Here is a 20,010-nt window from a genome sequence, read left to right as displayed (position 1 = left end):
GATTATCGAAAAGGAATATAATGGCAAACGCTTACGATCTCATCGTTCTCGGTTCCGGCCCCGGCGGCTATGTCGCGGCTATCCGGGCCTCGCAACTTGGTCTCAAGACCGCGATTGTCGAGCGCGAAAATCTTGGCGGAATCTGTCTCAACTGGGGTTGTATCCCGACCAAAGCGTTGCTGCGCTCCGCCGAAGTCTTCCACAATATGAAACATGCGGCGGATTATGGTCTGGCTGCCGAGAAGATCAGCGCCGATCTCGACGCGATCGTCAAACGCTCCCGCGGTGTCGCCAAGCAGCTCAACCAGGGTGTCACCGGCCTGATGAAGAAGAACAAGATTGATGTTGTCATGGGCGATGGCACGATTAGCGCGCCCGGCAAACTGACCGTGAAGACGGACAAGGGCGAGGAAGAACTGACCGCAAAGAATATCATTATCGCGACCGGCGCCCGTGCCCGCGACCTGCCGTTCGCAAAGGCCGACGGCAAGCGGATATGGACCTATCGCCATGCAATGACGCCGAGCGAAACACCGACCAAGTTGCTGGTCATCGGTTCCGGGGCGATCGGCATTGAGTTTGCCAGCTTCTACAATGATATAGGCGTTGATGTTACGGTTGTGGAGATGCTCGACCGGATCGTGCCGGTGGAAGACGAGGAAATCTCGAAATTCCTTGAAAAGTCGCTGAAAAAGCAGGGCATGACGATCATGACCGGTGCTGGCGTGAAGAGCATCGAAACTGGCGACAAAGGTGTCAAGGCAGAGATCGAGGATAGCAAGGGCAAGAAAGAGACTCACGATTTCAGCCACGTCATCGTCGCCGTCGGCATCCAGCCCAATATCGAGACCATCGGCCTCGACGAACTCGGCGTGCAGCCGGACGAACGCTATCATATCAAGACCGACGAATATTGCCGGACCAATATCGATGGCATTTACGCGATCGGCGACTGCACCGCTGGCCCCTGGCTGGCGCACAAGGCGAGCCATGAAGGCGTCATCGCCGCTGAAGCGATTGCCCAGTCGATGGGCAAGGACGCCCATCCGCATGTCATGGACGTCAATAATATCCCCGGCTGCACCTATTGCCACCCGCAGATCGCCAGCGTCGGTCTGACCGAAGCCAAGGCGAAGGAAGCGGGTCATGACGTCAAGGTCGGTAAATTCCCCTTCATTGGCAACGGCAAGGCGATTGCGCTGGGCGAGACCGAGGGCTTCATCAAGACCGTGTTTGACGCCAAGACGGGGGAATTGCTCGGCGCCCACATGATCGGCGCGGAAGTCACCGAACTGATCCAGGGCTACACCATCGGCAAGACGCTCGAAACCACCGAGGCCGAACTGGCCAACACAGTTTTCCCGCATCCGACTCTGAGCGAAATGATGCACGAGAGCGTGCTGGATGCTCACGGGCGTGTTTTGCACATGTGAGCGACCCGTCCCTGACGGGAAGCGGTTTCCCAATCATGATAAATGCTCTCCGCCGCGGGGCGGGGGGCATTTTTTTATGAGCCATAACCAAAGGGTTCAGGCGTGTTTCCGCGGTCAAGATAGGGACATGGCAAAAAGGCGATTGCCGGAATGGTCCGGCAATCGCCTTTTCGAAAAAGAATCTGAAAGCATTTTGCGCCTGACCGCTTTGCGGATCAGACTTTCGCGCAATCAACCCTGAGGTGAGGCCTGTTTGCCGACCCGTTCGATAAGAGTGCCATCGACAACCAAGTACAAAATGCCGAGGCCGGCAAACCACAGCATGTCATTCTGTGCGACCATCCAGACGATGGAAGGCATGAAATTCTGGACACCGCCGAGGAAGGTTGCCGCGACCAGCAAAAGTGCCTGATATGTCGCAAAGGCTGCGGCAAAGGCCAGGCCGAGCGAGAGCAGGCTGCGGTCGGACCGAATATCCAGAACGGTCTTCGCTACGAAGAGGGCTGCCAGCGCGGTTGCACCCATGGCGAGGCCGTGGCCGAAACTGTTGGCGGTCTGCGGATAGCCGAGAAGCAGATAGCCGACCAACTGGTTGGCGAACCAGACCGCGCCCATCCAGGCCGCTGCCTTGCGGAACGGCAAGCTTGCCGCGAGCAAGGTCGCGATCGCAGCAAAAGGAAATATGCACGCAAGGGCAAGACTTCCCAGAACCGACGAAGTTGCCAACACACCGGCCCATATATTCTGGACGGATGATGAAGATTGACTGAGTTGCATGTGATCATATTCCCTTTTGCTATTGGTAATCAGAAACGCGCACGCGCTCCAATGTAAGCCGAACGACCCGGAGAGCCAAAATCAGTGGCTGTTTCATAGGTTACATCAAACAGATTGTCGATACGTCCGAAGACCTCAAAAGCGTCAGTCACCGCTATGCTGGCGCGGGCTCCGGCCAATATATAGCCGTCGATGCGACGATTGTTGGCCAGATCGTCAAAACTGTCACCCACCATCTGCATATCCGCCCCGAGGTTCAGTCCAAAGGCGGTTTCATAGCTGGTGTTGAAATAGAGGCTGCTGGCGGGACGACGCGCCAGTTCATTGCCGTGATTGGCGCCGGTCGAACGATTTTCGGTGTCAAGCCAGGTATAGTTGGCGTCAAAGCGCAGTCTTTCCACCGGGGCAATCGATAATATGGCCTCGACGCCCTTCGTCCGGTTGCTCTCGATATTCAGCGTCGTGCCAAAGGGACGGCTGCCGTTGGTGCAGACTTCGGGAGCGGGGTCCGGCGCCACCGGGCAGGCCGCAAAGGCGATCTGGTTCTTTGTGTCGCGCTGGAACACAGTCACCGACAGTTGAACCGCATTTCCGATCAGCGACTGGTCCACGCCAATCTCGTAGGATTTGGCTGTCTCGGGTACCAGATCGGGCGTGCCAAAGCCGAACGGCCGATCGTCGAGGTCGATCAGCGACGGAGCCCGGAAACCCTCGGCATAGCTGGCCCGAATGGTCGGACCGCGATCACTCGTGCGATAGGACAGATTGGCCGAAAGGCTGGTGTTGCCACCGAAATCCTCATGATCGTCGTGCCGGATGCCACCGGTCACGACCAATCCGTCCAGCGGCTTGACGACAGCCTGGAAGTAGAGCGAGTCGATGCCGGTGGAGTCGGTCACGCCGCTGTTCCTGTAGCGGCTGTCCTCGGTCTCGGCGCCGAAGACCAGGCGCAATTGTTCGATCACCGCGAAATCGCCCCGATATTCGAACCGTTCGGTGCGCCCTCTGGGGAGCGAAGTGAAGGACGGATTGATGATGTCGCGGTTGATGTCGGAAATGCTGAACGCCAGCCGGTTCTGCAAGCGACCGTCAAGGGCCTGCGCGACTATCGCGGCATTGCCGTAAATTTCCTCTGCCAGAGAAAACTGGTCACTATCCGAACTGAACGGCGGGAAAACGCTGTCATTGTCGACCCGGCTGTCGGCATAATAGCCGCTCGCTTCGAGGCGGATCGCATCGGTCAGCTCGACCTGCAATTGCCCGGATGCCGAATATTGGCGATAGCCGTCGCGTTCGGATCCGCCGGAATAGGTGCTGATACCGTCGGTGCGGACATAACCGCCGCCGATGCTCAGGCCGACCGGGCCGATCTTGCCGGAAGCATTGCTGACCAGCCGCACCGTGTCCTGCGCGCCATATTCGCCCTGTGCAAACAGAGTGAGATCATCACTTGGCGCTTTGGTGGTGATGTTGACCACGCCACCGACCGCCTGGCTGCCCCAGGTGACACCGCTCGCGCCGCGCAGCACTTCGATCCGTTCGATATTGCCTGCCAGAAGATTGCCGAAATCGAAGGCGCCATCGGGCGACGACGGGTCATTGACGCGGATACCGTTGATCAGCACCAGCGTCTGGTCGCTCTCTGCGCCACGGATCCGCACCGAAGACTGGCTTCCAAGGCCACCGCTCTGGGTGACATTGACGCCTGGCAGTTCCTGGAGGATATCGGAGACCGAGATGATCTGCTGGTCGCGAATCTCCGCTTCATCAATCACCGATATGGCGACGCCGGTATCCTCTATATCCTGCTCGATACCGGTGGCCGTAACAATGATCTCGCGATCCTCTGCGGCCAGCGCCGGCGCGGCAATAGAATAGGCGGAAGACGCCAAAAGCGTGGCTATGGTTCGGAATTTATACATTACTTGTCCCTTCTGTTAACGACGTGAATTGCCGTTACGCAGGGAAAAGCCCCGTTCACCCGACACACCCCGTCCGGCTGAAGAACGACGATATTGGGCAGGTCTCCTGACTTGCGGATCGCTGTCGATATGCCGCCTTCCCAGATCCGGAGATCCAGTGGCATATGGCATATCGGCTAGCCGCTTACAGTTGCGGGGGCAGTACCGGATTCGAAGTTGGCCTGAGCCAGCGTCTCACCGATTTCCCTTTGAATTCTCGATTAAGAGAAACCCGATATCTGGCGCCCCATTCGCCGAAAAAGATTCGCGATGCAAGGGCAAATTTGAGTCGGGTTGCGGGTCTGCCCCCGAGCCATGCCTGGCCTTGGAGAAAAGCCGGAAAACCTGTTCCGGCTGTCGCCGACCCGTAAAATTTCGTCGCCTGATGACGGAATCTGCTTCGCTCCCCGATTTCAAATATGCTATGGAGAAGCAGTCAATTTAGGAATGATAGTCATGATTGCATTTTTGAGTATTGCCTTGTTCAGCACCGTATCAGCCGCCTCGATTGCCGACGCGGAGACGGCACGGGTTGCCTATTCCAACTGCCTCGTAGATTTTACGGTGGCGCAACTGGATGAGAAAACCGGGACGGGCGCGTTTAAAAAAGCCGCCAAGACAGCCTGTGTTGCAGAGCGTGAAGCGATGATCTCTGCCATCAAGAAAGACGAATTAACCTACGGCAGTTCGGACGAGGAAGCCGCCAGCTTCGCAACGGAGGAAGCCGACGGCGTTCTGTTCGCGTTTACCGACAGCTATGCGGGTTACGCGAGCTCCAGCACGCGGCCCGTAAGACAGGACTGACCGGCTAACCGACGCGGTACGCCTTTGTCATGCTCGCACTACGGCGCAGGGCAAGGACAGGCGTGCCCGGTGGTTCTGACTGTGTGAAATCAATTTCTGTCGATTGAAGGCGGGATCAGACTGGCGATGCGGTTTGACGAAACGCGTGTCGGCAATACCCGCATTCGTCAGGTAGGCGCTTTCTCTGTCGTGCAGTCTCGGGGCGTGGACGGCAGCCTTCATGATGCGATATTGTTCCGGCCAGGTGCTTAGCCATTGCCCGATCGCAGCTATGGCTGTACGGGCAGCAGCACTGTGCGGGAATAGACCGGCGCGCACGGTTCGATCCCACCATCAAGGAACTATGAACGCATATGCCGCCATTCACACCACCGACCTTCCAGGAACGCACTCAAATGGCTGCCAAAGCCAAGCAGGCGGCGCTGAAGAAGCTGAAGGAAAAACCGCAGCTCAGCGATGAGGTCCTTGCCGAGCGCAAGGCCGCCCAGCTTGCACGCGAAGAAAAGCAGGCTGCGGCAAGCGAAGCCAAGCGCGCGGCCTTTGAACAGGCGAAGGCGGAGCGCAAGGCGGCAAAAGAGAAGGCCAAGCCCAAGCTGGCGCTCGGACTGACGGAAGCGGAAAAGAAAGCCGCTCGCGACGAGCGCTATGCCAATCGGAAAAAGCGCCGGAAGTAGGACGCAGACGCCCAGTCTGGAAAATCGTGCGCTGCGCCTAGCCTTGTCGGGTTAACATCTGCGCTGAGTCCGGTCCGGAGCAAAGACGCAAGTCCGCACCGGGCTGTTTCCCGACTAGGCCAGCAATATTCCACGTAGCGCGCAAACGGGTCGGTAGACATCGCCCACGAATTCGAGCAGTTATCAGGCGGTCATGACATCCAGGCTTATACCTCTCAGCGCCCTGTTGCTCGGCTCTCTGTTTCTGCTGATTGCTGGCGGAATCAATGGCCTGATCCTGCCGTTGCGCGGCTCGATAGAGGGTTTTAGCGCCTTTTCCCTTGGCCTGCTCGGTACCGGCTGGGCCGCGGGCTATGTATTCGGCTGTCTCTATACGCCCTTGCTGGTATCCCGGGTCGGGCATATCCGGGTCTTTGGAACTCTCGCCGCATTGGCGGCGATCGCAATTTTATTGTCGGCCATGTTCCCGACCCCATGGACATGGATCCCATTGAGAGCGGTGTCGGGATTCTGTTTTGCCGGCACGGCGATGATCGTTGAGAGCTGGCTGAACGAGGAAGTGGATTCCTCTATCCGTGGCCGCGTGTTCGGAACCTATACCATGATCAATCTCGTCGGTACAACGGGAGGCCAGTTGGTCCTGATCGGCGCGGACGTGTCCACAGCATGGTTTTTCATGCTGGCGGCCATATTTTACTGCCTGGCCCTGATACCGACGACGATCAGCTCCAACCGAGCCCCGTCGCCATTGTTCGAGGTCAAGCTCAACGTCCCGCAGCTTTGGCGCAATTCCCCGGTCGCTGTGTTCGCCGTGCTGATGATCGGAATCTCCAACGGCAGCTTTGCTGCCCTGGCACCGGTATATGGCAATAATATCGGGCTGGATGTGACGACGATCGTGCTTTTTTGCAGTCTGCCCATTCTTGCCGGCGCGATGTCGCAGATCCCGGTCGGCCGTATGTCCGATCGTTCTGACCGGAGGAAGGTCCTGGTCTTTCTGGCGTTGGCGGCCGCTGCTGCCGACGCCGCCTTCATATTCATGCGGCCTGATTCCGGCTCGGCCAATCTCTTGATTGGTGCATTGCTGGGTGCGGCGATTTTTGCAATGTATCCGATCGTGGTGGCGCATGCCAATGACCATGCGGATCCCGGACAGTTTATCCAGACCAGCGGCGGGTTGCTGATGGTGTTCGGGATCGGTTCGATAGCCGGACCGTTTATCGCCGGCATCGCCTTGACCGCATTCGGACCAGCAGCATTATTCTCAACCCTTCTGGTGGCACATGTGCTGATAATACTGTTCGCCATGCTGCGCATCTGGCGGCGGGAACAGGTGGATTCCGAAGACAAGGCGAGCTTTCAGACCGTACCGTTTGCGCGAAACAGCACGCCGGAAACCGAAGTGCTTGCCGACCGCGACAACCAGCCGTGAACGGTCGTGCGACGGGTGTCCTCGGGCGATAAGCCGCCGTCTGGCAGCGAGGCGATACTGCGAACGTGGCAATAGCGGGACCAGGGGCACTGTTATCGGCCTGGTGATTTGCAATGGAAAACCGCTCAGCCGGCGCCGATGCGGCGCTGATTTGAACACGATGTTTTGACCGCAGAATTGGTTCAGAAATTGCGGCGGTTCACAAAAGCGTCAGAGCTGCTATAGGCTATGAATGAAAGCCGATGTCGCAGGGGACATTATTGTTTTTCGGCTTTGCAGTGGGTTCGATAGGTTATCCGGTCGGACGTGTTTTTCCCTTAAAACTGAAACTGAAACCAAAAGAGGGTTAATTGAACTATTTAAAAACGGGCACATCGCTCGCGGTCATCGCAGCGCTGGGTTGCACATCTGCGCGAGCTCAGGATGCAGTCGGAGAAGAAGGCAACACAGGCGTAACAGAAATTGTCGTTACCGCGACAAAACGGAGTAGCAACCTTCAGGATGTTCCAATCGCGGTGCAGGCTCTGGGCGAAGAAACGCTCGATCAACTGAACGTAACCGTATTTGAGGACTATCTTCAGCAGTTGCCCGGCGTAACAGCCGGCGGCGGCGGGCCGGGCCAAAGCACGATTTACATCCGCGGCCTCGCATCAACGACACCCAATCTGACAACGGCCGGGGTCGCAGGACTTGCACCCAATGTGGCGCTCTATCTTGACGAACAGCCAGTGTCACAGCCTGGCCGGAATCTGGATGTTTACGCAGCGGATATGGAACGTGTGGAAGTGTTGTCCGGACCGCAGGGGACTTTGTTCGGGGCCAGCTCACAGGCCGGCACCGTGCGTCTGATCACGAACAAGCCTGTCATCGGGCAGTTCCAGGCCAAAGTGAGCTCTGGTGTTGCGTTCACGAAGAGCGGCGATCCGAGCTACAATATCGAAGCCATGGTCAATGTTCCGGTCACCGACCGTTTGGCAATCCGTGCTGTCGGCTATTATGACAACAAGGGCGGCTATATCGACAATGTTGCCGGCACGCGCAGCACCGCCGAAAGCGCGCGCTTCCGTCCCGCGGGTACAGTGCGCGACAATGGCGTTCCTGTCAGCGGTTTTCGCGAGGGTTTCCAGGCGGGCGATGATCTGAGCGGCGTCAATTTCATTCTGGCGGACAATTCGGCTCTGGCAGAAAAGAATTTCAACGATACGCAATATCTTGGATTCCGGATTGCAGGCAAATATGAATTTTCAAATGACTGGAACCTGACCATTGCCCATGCCCGCCAGGGACTGGATTCTGATGGTGTTTTCTTTGAGGATCCGACACTGGATGACTTGCAGATCGAACGCTTCGAAGAGGATGAAATCAAGGATGATTTCAGCAACACGAGCTGGACTCTGGAAGGCCGTCTTGGCGCACTGGAACTGGTTTACACCGGCGCTTATACCAAGCGTGAAACGACGCAGCGGGTCGATTATTCCGACTATCTGTTCGTGGGCCAATATCTGCCCTACTATATTTGTGACGGCTCGGTTTCTTATCCCGGCGGTGCGCCGTCCGGAACCTGTCAGGCGCCCAATCTGCGGGTAGACTCTCGTACGGAAACGGAAGTGATGACGCATGAGCTGCGTTTCAACACGCCGGCCGACTATCCGCTACGTCTGACCGCAGGCGGCTTCTACAGCGATCTGGAATTGCTGGAGCGCAATGACTTTGTCTATCCTGGCAGCACCGCGATTGATCTGTTCGGCGGCTCTTTCCCTCCGAACTTTTCGCAGCCGGACGCCTTCAGTACGGACACGAGCGCCTATCCGGCCGGCGTGATATTCCGTAACGACGTGCGCCGGACCGACAAGCAGTTCGGTCTGTTTGGCGAAGCGACTTATGATATTTCGGATCAGTTCGCGGTCACGCTGGGCGCGCGCTATTATGATGTCGAAGTTGATCTGGAAGGGAGTGCAAACTCGTCTTTCTGCAATTCCAGCGGCGTCGACGAAAATGCCTTTGGCACCAATATCAGCGATCTCTATGACGGTGATGGCAGCTATACATTTATCGGCACGTGCAATGACGCCCTGCGTCAGACCTTTACCGAAGGGCAAACGGTTGCCGACATCCAGGCCGCCGGATTGAGTCTGTCACAGGCACAGCAGGTGTTCAACGCGCTGAGTGCGCCGGACAAGGCGGCAACGGACGGCTTTATTTTTAAGGCCAATCTGACTTGGACGCCAACCGATGACTTGCTGTTTTATGCAACCTATTCGGAAGGCTTCCGGCCAGGACTGCTGAACCGACCGGGCGGCGCCCAGAGCCCGAACGGCTTTACCGTTCCATTCGCGCTGGAAACCGATGATGTCACCAATTACGAAATTGGCTGGAAGACGTCGCTGTTCGACAATCAGTTGCGATTCAACGGCAGTGCGTTCTTTGTCGATGTTCAGAATTTGCAGACCACGATCTTCGATACCAGTATCGTCAATCTGTTCTTCTCGGACAATGCGGCGAATGCAGAGATCAAGGGGATTGAGGCGGATGTCACGATCGCACCTTATTCCATCGACGGTCTGACGGTCAGTGCGGCCTTCTCGATTCTGGATACGGAAATCACCGATGTCCTGACTCCGACGAATGACGTAATCGCAGGACGCAGTCTCGCTTATGCACCGAGTTTCCAGGGCAATATGCGGGCACGCTATGAATGGGACGTGTTTGGTGACTGGACGGCGCATATCCAGCCACAGGTCACGCATTCTGCATCGTCCGCAACCGACATTATCGAGATCAACCGGATTACGCTGGACAGCTGGACGACCTTCGGGCTGTCGGCGGGTCTGACGGATGACAGTTGGTCGTTCGAGATATTTGGCGAGAATTTAACCGACAAGCGGGCCGAGATCAGCGGCAGTTTCGTTTATGATCGGGCACGGATTACCGTGAACCGTCCGCTGACCGTTGGTGCACGTTTTTCCTTCGCCTATTAAACCAAAAGCATGGGGAGGCCTGCCGCTCGGCGGGCTTCCCCTGCAATCAAGGACTGCAAACCGAGAATAGATGTCTGAAACTGTTCCCGATATTGAAGAACAGCTGAAGCTGGCGCGCGCCCGCATGTATGAGGGGCGGTTTGATGCGGCGCTGGGACTGGTTGAATTTGCCTTGCGTCACGACGCAGACCATGTCGACGCCCTATATATGAAAGCGGTTTGCGAGCGTTATATGGGGCAGGGCGATACGGCCCTCGCCAGTGTCGACCGTCTCAAACGGCTGTCTCCCGACTTTGGCCGCGCCCATCAGGAAGAGGGGCATATCCTCAGGGAGATGGGCGATTTCGATAATGCGCTGATCGCCTATCGCAGGGCCTGCCAATGCAATCCCGTGTTGCAGGCAAGCTGGAAATCGCAGGCGGAGATATTGGAGAGCCGGGGGCAGGCGGATGCCGCCAGGGAAATGCGCGGGCAAGAGCAGCGTATAGCCAATATGCCCAAGCCGCTGGTTGCGATAGCGCATCTCCTTTATGAGGGAAAATTGCTCAAAGCCGAGACCGCCTGTCGGCATTTTCTGCAAAAAAATCCCCATCACGTGGAAGCCATGCGGCTGCTGGCCGAAATCGGTGCGCGACTCGGAATATTGGAAGATGCAGATTTCTTGCTGGAAAGCGCGCTGGAATTTGAACCGGACAATATTCAGGTCCGCATTGATTATATCCAGACCCTCCGCAAGCGGCAGAAATTTGCCGAGGCGCTGGAACAAAGCCAAATCCTTTACCGGAAGGAACCGGACAATCCGGTGTTCCAGTCGCTCTATGCGATCGAATCCATGCAGACCGGAGACTACGAGCAAGCGCTGCAACTATTTGAGAAAGTGCTGCAACGGCTTCCGGAAGATCCGGTCACGCTGACCTCTCGCGGCCACGCGCTGAAAACATGCGGCCGCCATGAAGAAGCGGTCCAGTCCTACCGGAGTGCGATACAGGCGGACCCAGGCTATGGCGATGCCTATTACGGTCTGGCCAATCTGAAAACCTATCGCTTCAGCGACGAAGAGATACAGGAGATGGAGGCTCAGGAAGCTGGTAACCGATTGAGTTATCAGAATCGGATCCATATCTGTTTCGCGCTGGGCAAAGCCTATGAAGACCGCAAGGACTACGACCAGTCCTTTGCCCATTATGATCGCGGCAACCGTTTGAAACGCGTCCAGTCGCGCTATGATGCCGATCAGATGACCGACGAGCTCGATAGCCAGAGACGGGCCTGTACGGCAGCACTTTTTGATAAGCAGGCTGGCAAGGGATGCGATGCCCCGGACCCGATCTTCATTCTGGGGCTGCCGCGCGCAGGGTCCACGTTGCTGGAGCAAATTCTCGCCTCACACAGCCAGATCGATGGCACACTGGAACTGCCCAATATCCTGTCGCTCGCACATCGATTGCGACGGACCAAGCAAGCCAGCAACAAGTCGCTATATCCGGACAATCTTCATGAACTCGACGCAGCGCAATTGCAGGCGATGGGGCAGGAATATATCGACAGCACGCAAATCCACCGCCTGGACGCACCTTTTTTCATCGATAAAATGCCCAATAATTTTCGCCACATCGGCTTGATCAAGCTTATTTTACCCAATGCCAAAATCATTGATGCACGGCGGGAACCGATGGCCTGCTGCTTTTCCGGATTCAAACAGCTGTTCGCGGAAGGGCAGGAATTCACTTACGGATTGCGGGAAGTGGGCCAATATTACCGGGACTATGTTCGGCTGATGGATCATTGGGACAGCGTTTTGCCTGGCGCTATATTAAGGGTGCAGCATGAAGATGTGCTCGACGATCTTGAAGGACAGGTCCGCCGGATGCTCGATTTTCTGGGCTTGCCATTCGAGCAGGCCTGTCTCGATTTTCACCGGACAGAGCGCGCAGTTCGCACCGCCAGTTCCGAGCAGGTGCGGCGACCGATTACCAAGGCGAGCGTCGATCTGTGGCGTCACTATCAATCACATTTGCAGCCGCTGAAAGATGCGCTGGGAAATATCATAATGGAGACTCAGCAGTGAGCGGAACGGAAACAGCAGCGGCGGACATTGTCGATAGCGACTATGAAACCGACTATGAAGCGGGTCAGGACAATGTGAACGCGTTCGGACTGGAAATGCATAATCCGGTGTTCTTTGTCAGCGCCATCCTGATTATCGCATTCGTCCTGCTGTCGCTGATCTTCCCGCATCTCTCGCGAGTTGGGCTGGAAGGGACCAAGGCGTGGACGCTGCAATATTTTGACTGGTTCTTTGTCATTGCGACCAACCTCGTGCTGCTTTTCTGTGTCGCGATCGCGATTTCACCCATGGGTAAAATTCGGCTGGGGGGTGCGGAAGCAAAGCCTGAATTTACAGTGGTTTCCTGGATTGCCATGCTGTTTTCCGCCGGAGTTGGCATCGGCATGCTATTCTATGGTGCGGCCGAACCCGTCGCTTATTACACAGATTGGGGTGGAACGCCGCTCAACGTCGAAGCGCGAACGCCGGAAGCCGAGCGGCTGGCGATCGGCGCGACTGTCTTTCACTGGGGACTGACTCCGTGGGCGGTTTATGCGGTTATCGGACTGGCACTGGCGTTCTTTTCGTTCAACAAGGGGCTGCCGCTGACGATACGCTCGGCATTCTATCCCTTGCTGGGTGAGCGGATCTGGGGCTGGCCCGGGCATCTGATCGACATTCTTGCGGTGATTGCGACCCTGTTCGGGCTGGCAACATCCCTGGGTTTCGGCGCGCAGCAGGCGGCGACCGGGATATCCTATCTGTTCGGCGTGCAAGTCAGCCTGACGTCCCAGCTATTGCTGATCCTCGTCATCTCCGGACTGGCGATCATTTCGGTGATCCGCGGACTGGACGGCGGTATCAAGCTGTTGAGCAACATCAATATGGCTCTGGCTGCGGCGCTGCTCGCATTTGTATTTCTGGCCGGACCGACGATGGCGATTTTCAAGGGCTTCGGCACGGCTGTCGCCAGCTATGCGGAATATGCCGTTCCGTTAAGCGACTGGACCGATCGCGAGGACAGGATATGGTATCATGGGTGGACGATATTCTACTGGGCCTGGTGGGTTAGCTGGTCACCATTTGTCGGAATGTTCATCGCCCGCATTTCCCGAGGCCGCACCATCCGGCAATTTCTGACGGTGGTGCTGATCGTTCCGGTGATTGTCGCGATCATCTGGTTCACGACATTCGGTGTGACGGCGGTCGAGCAGGTCAAGGATGGTGTCGGCGAATTGCAGGCGGGGATCAGCGAAGTGCCGCTGGTGCTGTTCCAGATGCTGGAAAACATGCCGTTTCCCTTTCTGGCATCCTTGCTGGCGATCATTTTGCTGATCATATTCTTTGTCACTTCTTCGGATTCCGGATCGCTGGTGATTGACACGATTACCGCCGGCGGCAGAACCGATTCACCGGTTGCACAGCGTATATTCTGGGCCGTCTTGCAAGGCCTGGTCGCGGCGGCACTGCTGGTCGGTGGTGGTGCGGCAGCACTGGGGACGCTGCAGGCAGGCGCGATAGCCAGCGGTCTGCCGTTTACAGTGGTATTGCTGGTCTGTTGCTACAGTCTGTTCAAGGGACTGATGTCCGAACACCGCCTGTTGCGCGCCCAGGACGATATCGAATAGCTGTCATCTGGTCCCTGCCGGGCGTTTCTTTCCCGGCTGGCGTCCGTTGCCCGTTGCGGGAGGCGAATCATTGTCTGGCCGCTTGCGCAGGATAGCCGCCAGCGGAGCGGCTCAGGATAGCGGGATGTAGGCTGGGCTGAACGACCACGGGGCAGCGACGGGCCGATTGTCTACTCCTACTATTGCGAGCACAATTGACATGCCCGATCGCATCTGGTCTGCAGCTAGGCACAATATGCGAGGAGAAAAATATGTCGGTTGTCACCACTGAAAAACATGGCAATGTTCTGGTCATCATCTCGAACAACCCTCCGGTCAATGCGCTGGGTGCGGCGGTTCGCCAGGGCTTGGTCGATGGTATCGAAGAGGCATTGTCCGATGATGGCGTTGAGGCTGTGGTGATCCGCTGTGACGGACGGACATTTTTTGCCGGCGCCGACATTACGGAATTCGGCAAGCCGATGAAGGGCCCCAATCTCGGCGAAGCGATCGATCGCCTCGAGGCAAGCAGCAAGCCCGTGGTCGCCGCGATCCATGGCACCGCTCTGGGTGGCGGCTGTGAAGTGGCTCTGGCCTGTCATTACCGGGTTGCGGTTCCATCTGCCAAGATGGGGCTTCCGGAAGTGAAATTGGGCCTGATCCCGGGAGCGGCCGGGACCCAGCGCCTGCCGCGGATCGTCGGCGCGGAGGCGGCCCTGCCACTGGTTGTCATTGGCAACCCGGTATCGGCGACAAAAGCCAAAGCCATCGGACTGGTCGACGCGCTGGTTGGCGAAGACAGCCTGGCGGACGATGCAATCGCTTTTGCTCGCCAGCAAATCGGCAAGGAGCCACCCCGGTCTTCCGCAGGCACAGCCAATCAGGATGGTGTGAAGAACCCCGCTATCTTTGACGAGTTCCGGCAGAAGAACGGCCGGAAGATTCGCGGATTTGACGCCCCCGAGGCGGCTATTCAGGCAGTGAAGGCGGCCGGTGAACTCTCTTATGCAGACGGCGTGGCGAAAGAACGCGAGCTTTTCACGAAGCTGATCACCGGCACCCAGTCGGCTGCCATGCGGCACTATTTCTTCGCGGAACGTGCGGCCAACAAGATCGACGGTATCGACCCCAAGATCGACCTGATTCCGATCAGGAAGGTTGGCATATTGGGTGCCGGAACGATGGGCGGCGGTATCGGCATGAACTTTCTGTCAGCCGGCATTCCGGTAACCATTGTCGAGCTCAAGGAAGAGGCGCTCGAGCGTGGCGTTGGCGTTATCCGGAAAAATTATGAAAATACCGCCAAGCGTGGACGGATGACCGAGCAGCAGGTCGAAGATGCCATGAGCATCTTGACGCCCAGCCTGTCCTATGATGATCTTGCAGACTGCGATCTGGTGATCGAGGCGGTGTTCGAGAATATGGATGTCAAAAAGGACGTGTTCACCAAACTCGATGCGATCGTGAAACAGGGCGCGATCCTGGCCAGCAACACCAGCTATCTCAATATCGACGAAATTGCCGCGGTAACAAAACGCCCCGAATATGTGATCGGTCTGCACTTCTTCTCGCCTGCCAATGTCATGAAGCTGCTGGAAATCGTGCGTGGCGATAAAACCGCTGATGACGTGCTGATGACGGCGATGAAGCTGTCGAAGAAAATCGGCAAGGTTGCAGCGGTTTCCGGAGTCTGTCCCGGCTTCATCGGCAACCGGATGCTCAGCCCGCGTCAGGAACAGGCCAATCAGATGATCATGGAAGGGGCCAATTACTGGGATGTCGACGACGTATTGCTCGATTTCGGTTTTCCGATGGGGCCTTTCCAGATGTCCGATCTGGCCGGTGTCGACATTGGTTGGCATCGCGATCCGGAACGCATCGAAACGTTGCGGGACGCCCTTTGTGCCGTTGGCCGCTGGGGCCAGAAGGTCGGCAAGGGATTTTATGATTATGACGAGGCGCGTCAACGCACGCCGTCTGACGAAGTCAAAGCGATCATTGCCAACTTTGCCGCCAAGAGTGGCAAGGAGCAGCGGGAAATTTCCAAGGACGAGATCCGGGAGCGTTTGCTCTATCCCATGGTCAATGAAGGCGCCAAAATCCTCGAAGAAGGCATGGCGCAGCGAGCGAGCGATATCGATGTCGTCTGGATAAACGGTTACGGTTGGCCGCTTTACACTGGCGGTCCGATGTTCTGGGCCGATACGGTAGGGCTCGACAATGTCGTTGCCGGGCTTGAGAAACATGATTTGGCAGTTGCCAAATTGCTGAAGGAAAAAGCCAACGCGGGAGGCACGTTTAACGGCTAGGCTAACGCCCGCCGATCAGGAGAGAAAATTTTGTCAGTTGAAGCACGAGATCCACTGGAAAAGTGGACGCCGCCGGCTGGCTGGCCCGTACGGTCGCGCAAGGAGGTCGAATCCCTCTTGTGCGCGCCCGGTCAGCCGTTCGAAATGGAAATGGTCGACATTGACGGGGTCGCCACCCGTGTCTGGAAAAACGCCCATCCCACGCTTGCTGCTCTGGCGAACCATGCGCGCGGCCATGGTAACAGCGAATTCCTGATATATGGAGATGAGCGGGTTACCTATGAAAACTGGTATCGCGCCGTTGCCGCTCTGGCTGTCGAACTGCAGGATATCGGCGTGTCGAAGGGAGACCGCGTCGCGCTGGCGATGCGCAATCTGCCCGAATGGCCGGTCATTTTCTTCGCTGCGGCGTCGATAGGCGCGATCGTCGTCCCGCTTAATGCGTGGTGGACCGAGCAGGAACTGGTTTTCGGGCTGGCGAATTCGCAGACCAGTGTGCTGATCTGCGACGCCGAGCGATGGGATCGCATAGCGCCGCACAGGGCAGATTTGCCTGATCTGGAAAATGTCATCGTGGCGCGTAGCCAGGGCACATTGGCAACCCCGGGCCGGTCACTGGAAGATATTGTCGGTCGACCCACAGATTATGCCGATTTGCCGGATCAGAAGTTGCCGGCGGTCGATATTGCGCCTGATGATCCGGCGACAATTTTCTATACCAGCGGAACGACCGGCCAGCCCAAGGGCGCGCTCGGATCGCACCGCAACCTCACCACCAATGCCATTTCGGTCGGCTATTCCGGTGCGGCAGCAGCGCTGCGTCGTGGTGACCAGATTCCCGAGCCGACGGTCCGGGTGGGGCTGACCGTGGTGCCGATGTTCCATTGCACAGCCTGTTCGGCGATCATGATGCCGACCGTTCACGGTGGCCACAAAATGGTATTCCTGCACAAATGGGACACCGTCCGGGCGATGGAGATTATCGAGACGGAAAAGGTCAATGCCACCGGCGGCGTTCCTTTCATTGCCTGGCAATTGATCGAACATCCGGACCGCGAAAAATATGATCTGAGCTCGATCGATTCCATAAGCTATGGCGGCGCGCCTTCGGCGCCAGAACTTGCCCGGAGAATTTATGAAGTTTTCGGCGCTCTGCCGGGTAATGGCTGGGGCATGACCGAAACCATGGCGACGGTGACGTCGCATGTCGCCGAGGATTATCTCAATCGCCCGACCAGTTGCGGCCCGCCGGTGGCAGCCGCCGACCTGAAAATCATGAGCGAAGATGGCAGCCAGGAAATGCCGGTCGGGGAAGTGGGAGAATTATGGGCCCGCGGGCCGATGGTGGTGAAAGGCTATTGGAACCGACCGGAGGCAAGCGCGGAGACATTCATCGATGGCTGGGTGCGGACCGGCGATCTGGCGCGGCTGGATGATGAAGGCTTCTGTCATATTGTCGACCGCGCGAAAGACATGATCATTCGCGGCGGCGAGAATATCTATTCATCGGAAGTCGAGAATATACTCTATGACCATCCGGCGGTCATGGATGCTGCGCTTGTCGGTATCGACCACAGGACGCTGGGTGAGGAACCGGCGGCCATTGTGCAGCTCGTTCCGGGAAAAACCGTGAGCGAAGCGGAATTGCAACAATGGGTACGGGAGCGACTGGCCGCTTTCAAGGTGCCGGTGAAGGTGCTTTTCCGGACAGAAAGCCTGCCGCGCAACGCCAATGGCAAGATATTGAAAAAGGATTTGAAAGCGCTTTTCTGAGGTCAGCTTTTTGGCGGTATCAGCCGGATCAGGCCTTCCTGAACGGCCGACGCGACAAGAGTGCCGTCCTGCCGGTACAGCGAACCGCGATTGAGGCCGCGGGTGTTGCCGGTCCAGTCGCTGTCCATCACGTAGCAGATCCATTGATCGATTCTGAAATCGTCATGGAACCACATCGCATGGTCCAGGCTGGTCGAGAATAGTCCGGGGGTCGTCCAGTGCAGGCCATGCGGGATCATGGACGTTGAGAGCAGACCCATGTCGGAGGCAAAGGCGAGGGTGGCGCGGTGGGTCAGAGGATCATCCGGCAGCGGCGCCACGGTCTTCAACCACTGATATTGGCGCGCGTGGTTGGTTTTGCCTTCTGGATGAAAGCTGCGCACATCAAACGGCCTTGGCATGCTCATCCGCTCGATATGTTCGTCCGAGACCTGAGGGTTGCGGGCCAGTTGCTCCATGGCGCTCATGCAGTCTTCCGGCGGAAGAACATCGGGCATGTCCAACTGATGATGATGTCCATGTGCCGGTTTCTGGAAGGAAGCTGTCAGGTTGAAGATGACTTTGTCATCTTGCCGGACAACGACACGGCGGTTGGAAATGCTGCGCCCGTCAAAGTCGCGATGGACGCGAAAATGCAGGGGCTTGGTTTCGTCTCCGGCGCGCAAAAAATAGGAATGGAGCGAATGGATATTCTTTTCATCATCCACGGTGTGATCGGCAGCGACAAGCGCCTGGGCGATAACCTGGCCGCCGAAAATCCGCTCGCGTGCGCTGGAAGCGAGCGCGGGATAGGTGAATTCGTCGGCGGTATCCGCGGTTAGCTTAAAAGTAGCGAGCAACCCGGCTACCAGCTTCTCCGCAGGCACGGAGGAGCGATGGGCCAAGGCCTGCGAAAGCCGGTTTGCGACTTGTTCGTCTGTCAACTGGGTCAATGTTTTCTATTCCGTAAAATACCGCTGGGGGAAACGAAAGTCCTGTTCAGGAATATATCTCGAACAGCCCGGCACCGCCCTGGCCCCCGCCGATGCACATCGTGACCACGCCCCATTTCGCTCCGCGGCGACGGCCTTCCTGCAACAGATGACCGGCACAGCGCGCGCCGGTCATGCCGAACGGATGGCCGATGGAAATGGAACCGCCGTTGACGTTATATTTTTCCGGATCAATACCCAGCCGGTCGCGGCTGTACAGACATTGGCTGGCAAAGGCTTCGTTGAGCTCCCAGAGGTCGATATCATCGACGGTCAGACCCTGCCGCTCGAGCAATTTGGGAACTGCGAACACCGGACCAATACCCATTTCATCGGGTTCGCATCCAGCGACCGCCCATGAAACAAAGCGTCCCAGCGGTTCAAGACCACGGCGCTCGGCTTCCTTTGCCTCCATCAGTACGAGTGCTGCAGCGCCGTCTGACAATTGGCTGGCGTTGCCGGCTGTAATATATTTGTCTTCGCCCATGATCGGTTTCAGGCTGGCCAGGCCTTCCAGCGTGGTTGTTGGTCTGTTGCACTCATCCCGATCAACCAGATAATCAATGATGGTTTCTTCTTTTGTTTCCTTGTCGACCCGTTTCATCCTGGTCTCCATCGGAACGATTTCGTCGGCAAAATAACCGGCTTCCTGGGCCTTTGCCGTGCGCTGCTGGGATTGCAGGGAATATTCATCCTGATATTCGCGGCTGATATTATAGCGTTCCGCAACAATGTCGGCTGTTTTAATCATCGGCATGAAAATCGCCGGTGCGATTTTCAGAATTTCCTCGTCGATTGTGCCTTCCTGCGCACGGGGGCCTTGCATCGAGATGCTTTCGACACCGCCAGCCACGACACAATTGGCGCCATCGCCGCGAATATGGTTTGCCGCCATCGCGATGGTCTGCATACCGGACGAGCAGAAGCGATTGACCGTTGCGCCGCCGGTTGTTTTAGGAAGTCCGGCCAGAAGCGCCGCATTGCGACCAATATTGGGGGCGCCGTGCGACACGTTGCCCATCAAGCTGTCTTCTACAAAATCGCTCTCGACACCGGCCTTGGCGACGGCATGTTTAATGGCGTGAGCGGCCATGGTCATCGGCGGTGTTATGTTGAACCCTCCGCGAGCGGCTTTTGCCAGGCCGGTACGAGCATAGGATACGATGACTGCTTCACGCATGATGGGTTCTCCTGACGGTTTGCCGCGCGCACCCTATTGGAGATTCTGCGGCCTGGTTCGATCG

General features: G+C 57.2%; 13 protein-coding genes and 1 riboswitch. Of the genes, 9 read left to right on the top strand and 4 right to left on the bottom strand.

Annotated features, from left to right (window positions below; genetic code table 11):
• Positions 1–20: 20 nt before the first annotated feature.
• A complete protein-coding gene (lpdA, locus tag SPHFLASMR4Y_RS03960) occupies positions 21–1,433 on the top strand; it encodes a dihydrolipoyl dehydrogenase (protein WP_089132399.1) in 1,413 nt (470 codons plus the stop codon).
• Positions 1,434–1,664: 231 nt separating this feature from the next.
• Here lpdA and SPHFLASMR4Y_RS03955 read toward each other — a convergent pair whose 3' ends face one another.
• Entirely contained in the window at positions 1,665–2,210 is a 546-nt protein-coding gene (locus SPHFLASMR4Y_RS03955) for a hypothetical protein (protein ID WP_145955451.1), read from the bottom strand.
• A gap of 29 nt (positions 2,211–2,239) precedes the next feature.
• Entirely contained in the window at positions 2,240–4,132 is a 1,893-nt protein-coding gene (locus tag SPHFLASMR4Y_RS03950) for a TonB-dependent receptor plug domain-containing protein (RefSeq protein ID WP_089132397.1), read from the bottom strand.
• 78 nt (positions 4,133–4,210) lie between these two features.
• Positions 4,211–4,422: riboswitch (cobalamin riboswitch) on the bottom strand.
• Positions 4,423–4,627: 205 nt separating this feature from the next.
• On the opposite strand from SPHFLASMR4Y_RS03950, the gene SPHFLASMR4Y_RS03945 reads away from it, so the two are divergent.
• From SPHFLASMR4Y_RS03945 to SPHFLASMR4Y_RS03910, 8 genes are all read left to right on the top strand, one after another.
• The gene (locus SPHFLASMR4Y_RS03945; protein ID WP_145955450.1) at positions 4,628–4,975 is read left to right on the top strand and encodes a hypothetical protein; all 348 of its coding nucleotides are present in this window, start codon (positions 4,628–4,630) and stop codon (positions 4,973–4,975) included.
• A gap of 395 nt (positions 4,976–5,370) precedes the next feature.
• The gene (locus tag SPHFLASMR4Y_RS03940; protein ID WP_260807062.1) at positions 5,371–5,649 is read left to right on the top strand and encodes a DUF6481 family protein; all 279 of its coding nucleotides are present in this window, start codon (positions 5,371–5,373) and stop codon (positions 5,647–5,649) included.
• A 193-nt stretch (positions 5,650–5,842) separates the two neighbouring features.
• The gene (locus tag SPHFLASMR4Y_RS03935; protein ID WP_089132394.1) at positions 5,843–7,081 is read left to right on the top strand and encodes an MFS transporter; all 1,239 of its coding nucleotides are present in this window, start codon (positions 5,843–5,845) and stop codon (positions 7,079–7,081) included.
• 350 nt (positions 7,082–7,431) lie between these two features.
• The gene (locus SPHFLASMR4Y_RS03930; protein WP_089132393.1) at positions 7,432–10,059 is read left to right on the top strand and encodes a TonB-dependent receptor; all 2,628 of its coding nucleotides are present in this window, start codon (positions 7,432–7,434) and stop codon (positions 10,057–10,059) included.
• A gap of 70 nt (positions 10,060–10,129) precedes the next feature.
• Positions 10,130–12,127, top strand: a complete 1,998-nt coding sequence (locus tag SPHFLASMR4Y_RS03925; protein ID WP_089132392.1) for a tetratricopeptide repeat-containing sulfotransferase family protein — start codon at positions 10,130–10,132, stop codon at positions 12,125–12,127.
• The gene (locus SPHFLASMR4Y_RS03920) at positions 12,124–13,734 is read left to right on the top strand and encodes a BCCT family transporter (RefSeq protein ID WP_222102950.1); all 1,611 of its coding nucleotides are present in this window, start codon (positions 12,124–12,126) and stop codon (positions 13,732–13,734) included. The genes SPHFLASMR4Y_RS03925 and SPHFLASMR4Y_RS03920 overlap by 4 nt, the downstream gene beginning before the upstream one ends.
• A 251-nt stretch (positions 13,735–13,985) precedes the next feature.
• Positions 13,986–16,022: a 3-hydroxyacyl-CoA dehydrogenase NAD-binding domain-containing protein gene (locus SPHFLASMR4Y_RS03915; protein WP_089132391.1), complete on the top strand. Its 2,037-nt coding sequence runs from the start codon at positions 13,986–13,988 to the stop codon at positions 16,020–16,022.
• Between the two features lie 27 nt (positions 16,023–16,049).
• Positions 16,050–17,795 (top strand): class I adenylate-forming enzyme family protein, encoded by a 1,746-nt coding sequence (locus SPHFLASMR4Y_RS03910; RefSeq protein ID WP_409928907.1) that lies wholly within the window; start codon positions 16,050–16,052, stop codon positions 17,793–17,795.
• Positions 17,796–17,797: 2 nt separating this feature from the next.
• On the opposite strand, the gene SPHFLASMR4Y_RS03905 is transcribed toward SPHFLASMR4Y_RS03910, so the two are convergent.
• Positions 17,798–18,727: an acyl-CoA thioesterase gene (locus tag SPHFLASMR4Y_RS03905; protein WP_089132390.1), complete on the bottom strand. Its 930-nt coding sequence runs from the start codon at positions 18,725–18,727 to the stop codon at positions 17,798–17,800.
• A gap of 46 nt (positions 18,728–18,773) precedes the next feature.
• Positions 18,774–19,946, bottom strand: coding sequence for a thiolase family protein (locus SPHFLASMR4Y_RS03900; RefSeq protein WP_089132389.1), 1,173 nt, complete (start codon positions 19,944–19,946; stop codon positions 18,774–18,776).
• Positions 19,947–20,010 lie beyond the last annotated feature (64 nt).

It is taken from the genome of Sphingorhabdus sp. SMR4y, from assembly GCF_002218195.1.
Lineage (GTDB): Bacteria > Pseudomonadota > Alphaproteobacteria > Sphingomonadales > Sphingomonadaceae > Parasphingorhabdus.
The sequence above is the reverse complement of the archived record's forward strand: the minus strand, read 5'-3'. Positions and strand labels throughout refer to the sequence as shown.

Excerpts from the sequence above, each read along its gene's own strand:
- SPHFLASMR4Y_RS03955 (WP_145955451.1), bottom strand. The coding sequence starts at position 2,210 with ATGCAACTCAGTCAATCTTCATCATCCGTCCAGAATATATGGGCCGGT.
- SPHFLASMR4Y_RS03900 (WP_089132389.1), bottom strand. The coding sequence starts at position 19,946 with ATGCGTGAAGCAGTCATCGTATCCTATGCTCGTACCGGCCTGGCAAAA.
- SPHFLASMR4Y_RS03950 (WP_089132397.1), bottom strand. The coding sequence starts at position 4,132 with ATGTATAAATTCCGAACCATAGCCACGCTTTTGGCGTCTTCCGCCTAT.
- lpdA (WP_089132399.1), top strand. The coding sequence starts at position 21 with ATGGCAAACGCTTACGATCTCATCGTTCTCGGTTCCGGCCCCGGCGGC.
- SPHFLASMR4Y_RS03915 (WP_089132391.1), top strand. The coding sequence starts at position 13,986 with ATGTCGGTTGTCACCACTGAAAAACATGGCAATGTTCTGGTCATCATC.
- SPHFLASMR4Y_RS03945 (WP_145955450.1), top strand. The coding sequence starts at position 4,628 with ATGATTGCATTTTTGAGTATTGCCTTGTTCAGCACCGTATCAGCCGCC.
- SPHFLASMR4Y_RS03940 (WP_260807062.1), top strand. The coding sequence starts at position 5,371 with ATGGCTGCCAAAGCCAAGCAGGCGGCGCTGAAGAAGCTGAAGGAAAAA.
- SPHFLASMR4Y_RS03935 (WP_089132394.1), top strand. The coding sequence starts at position 5,843 with ATGACATCCAGGCTTATACCTCTCAGCGCCCTGTTGCTCGGCTCTCTG.
- SPHFLASMR4Y_RS03925 (WP_089132392.1), top strand. The coding sequence starts at position 10,130 with ATGTCTGAAACTGTTCCCGATATTGAAGAACAGCTGAAGCTGGCGCGC.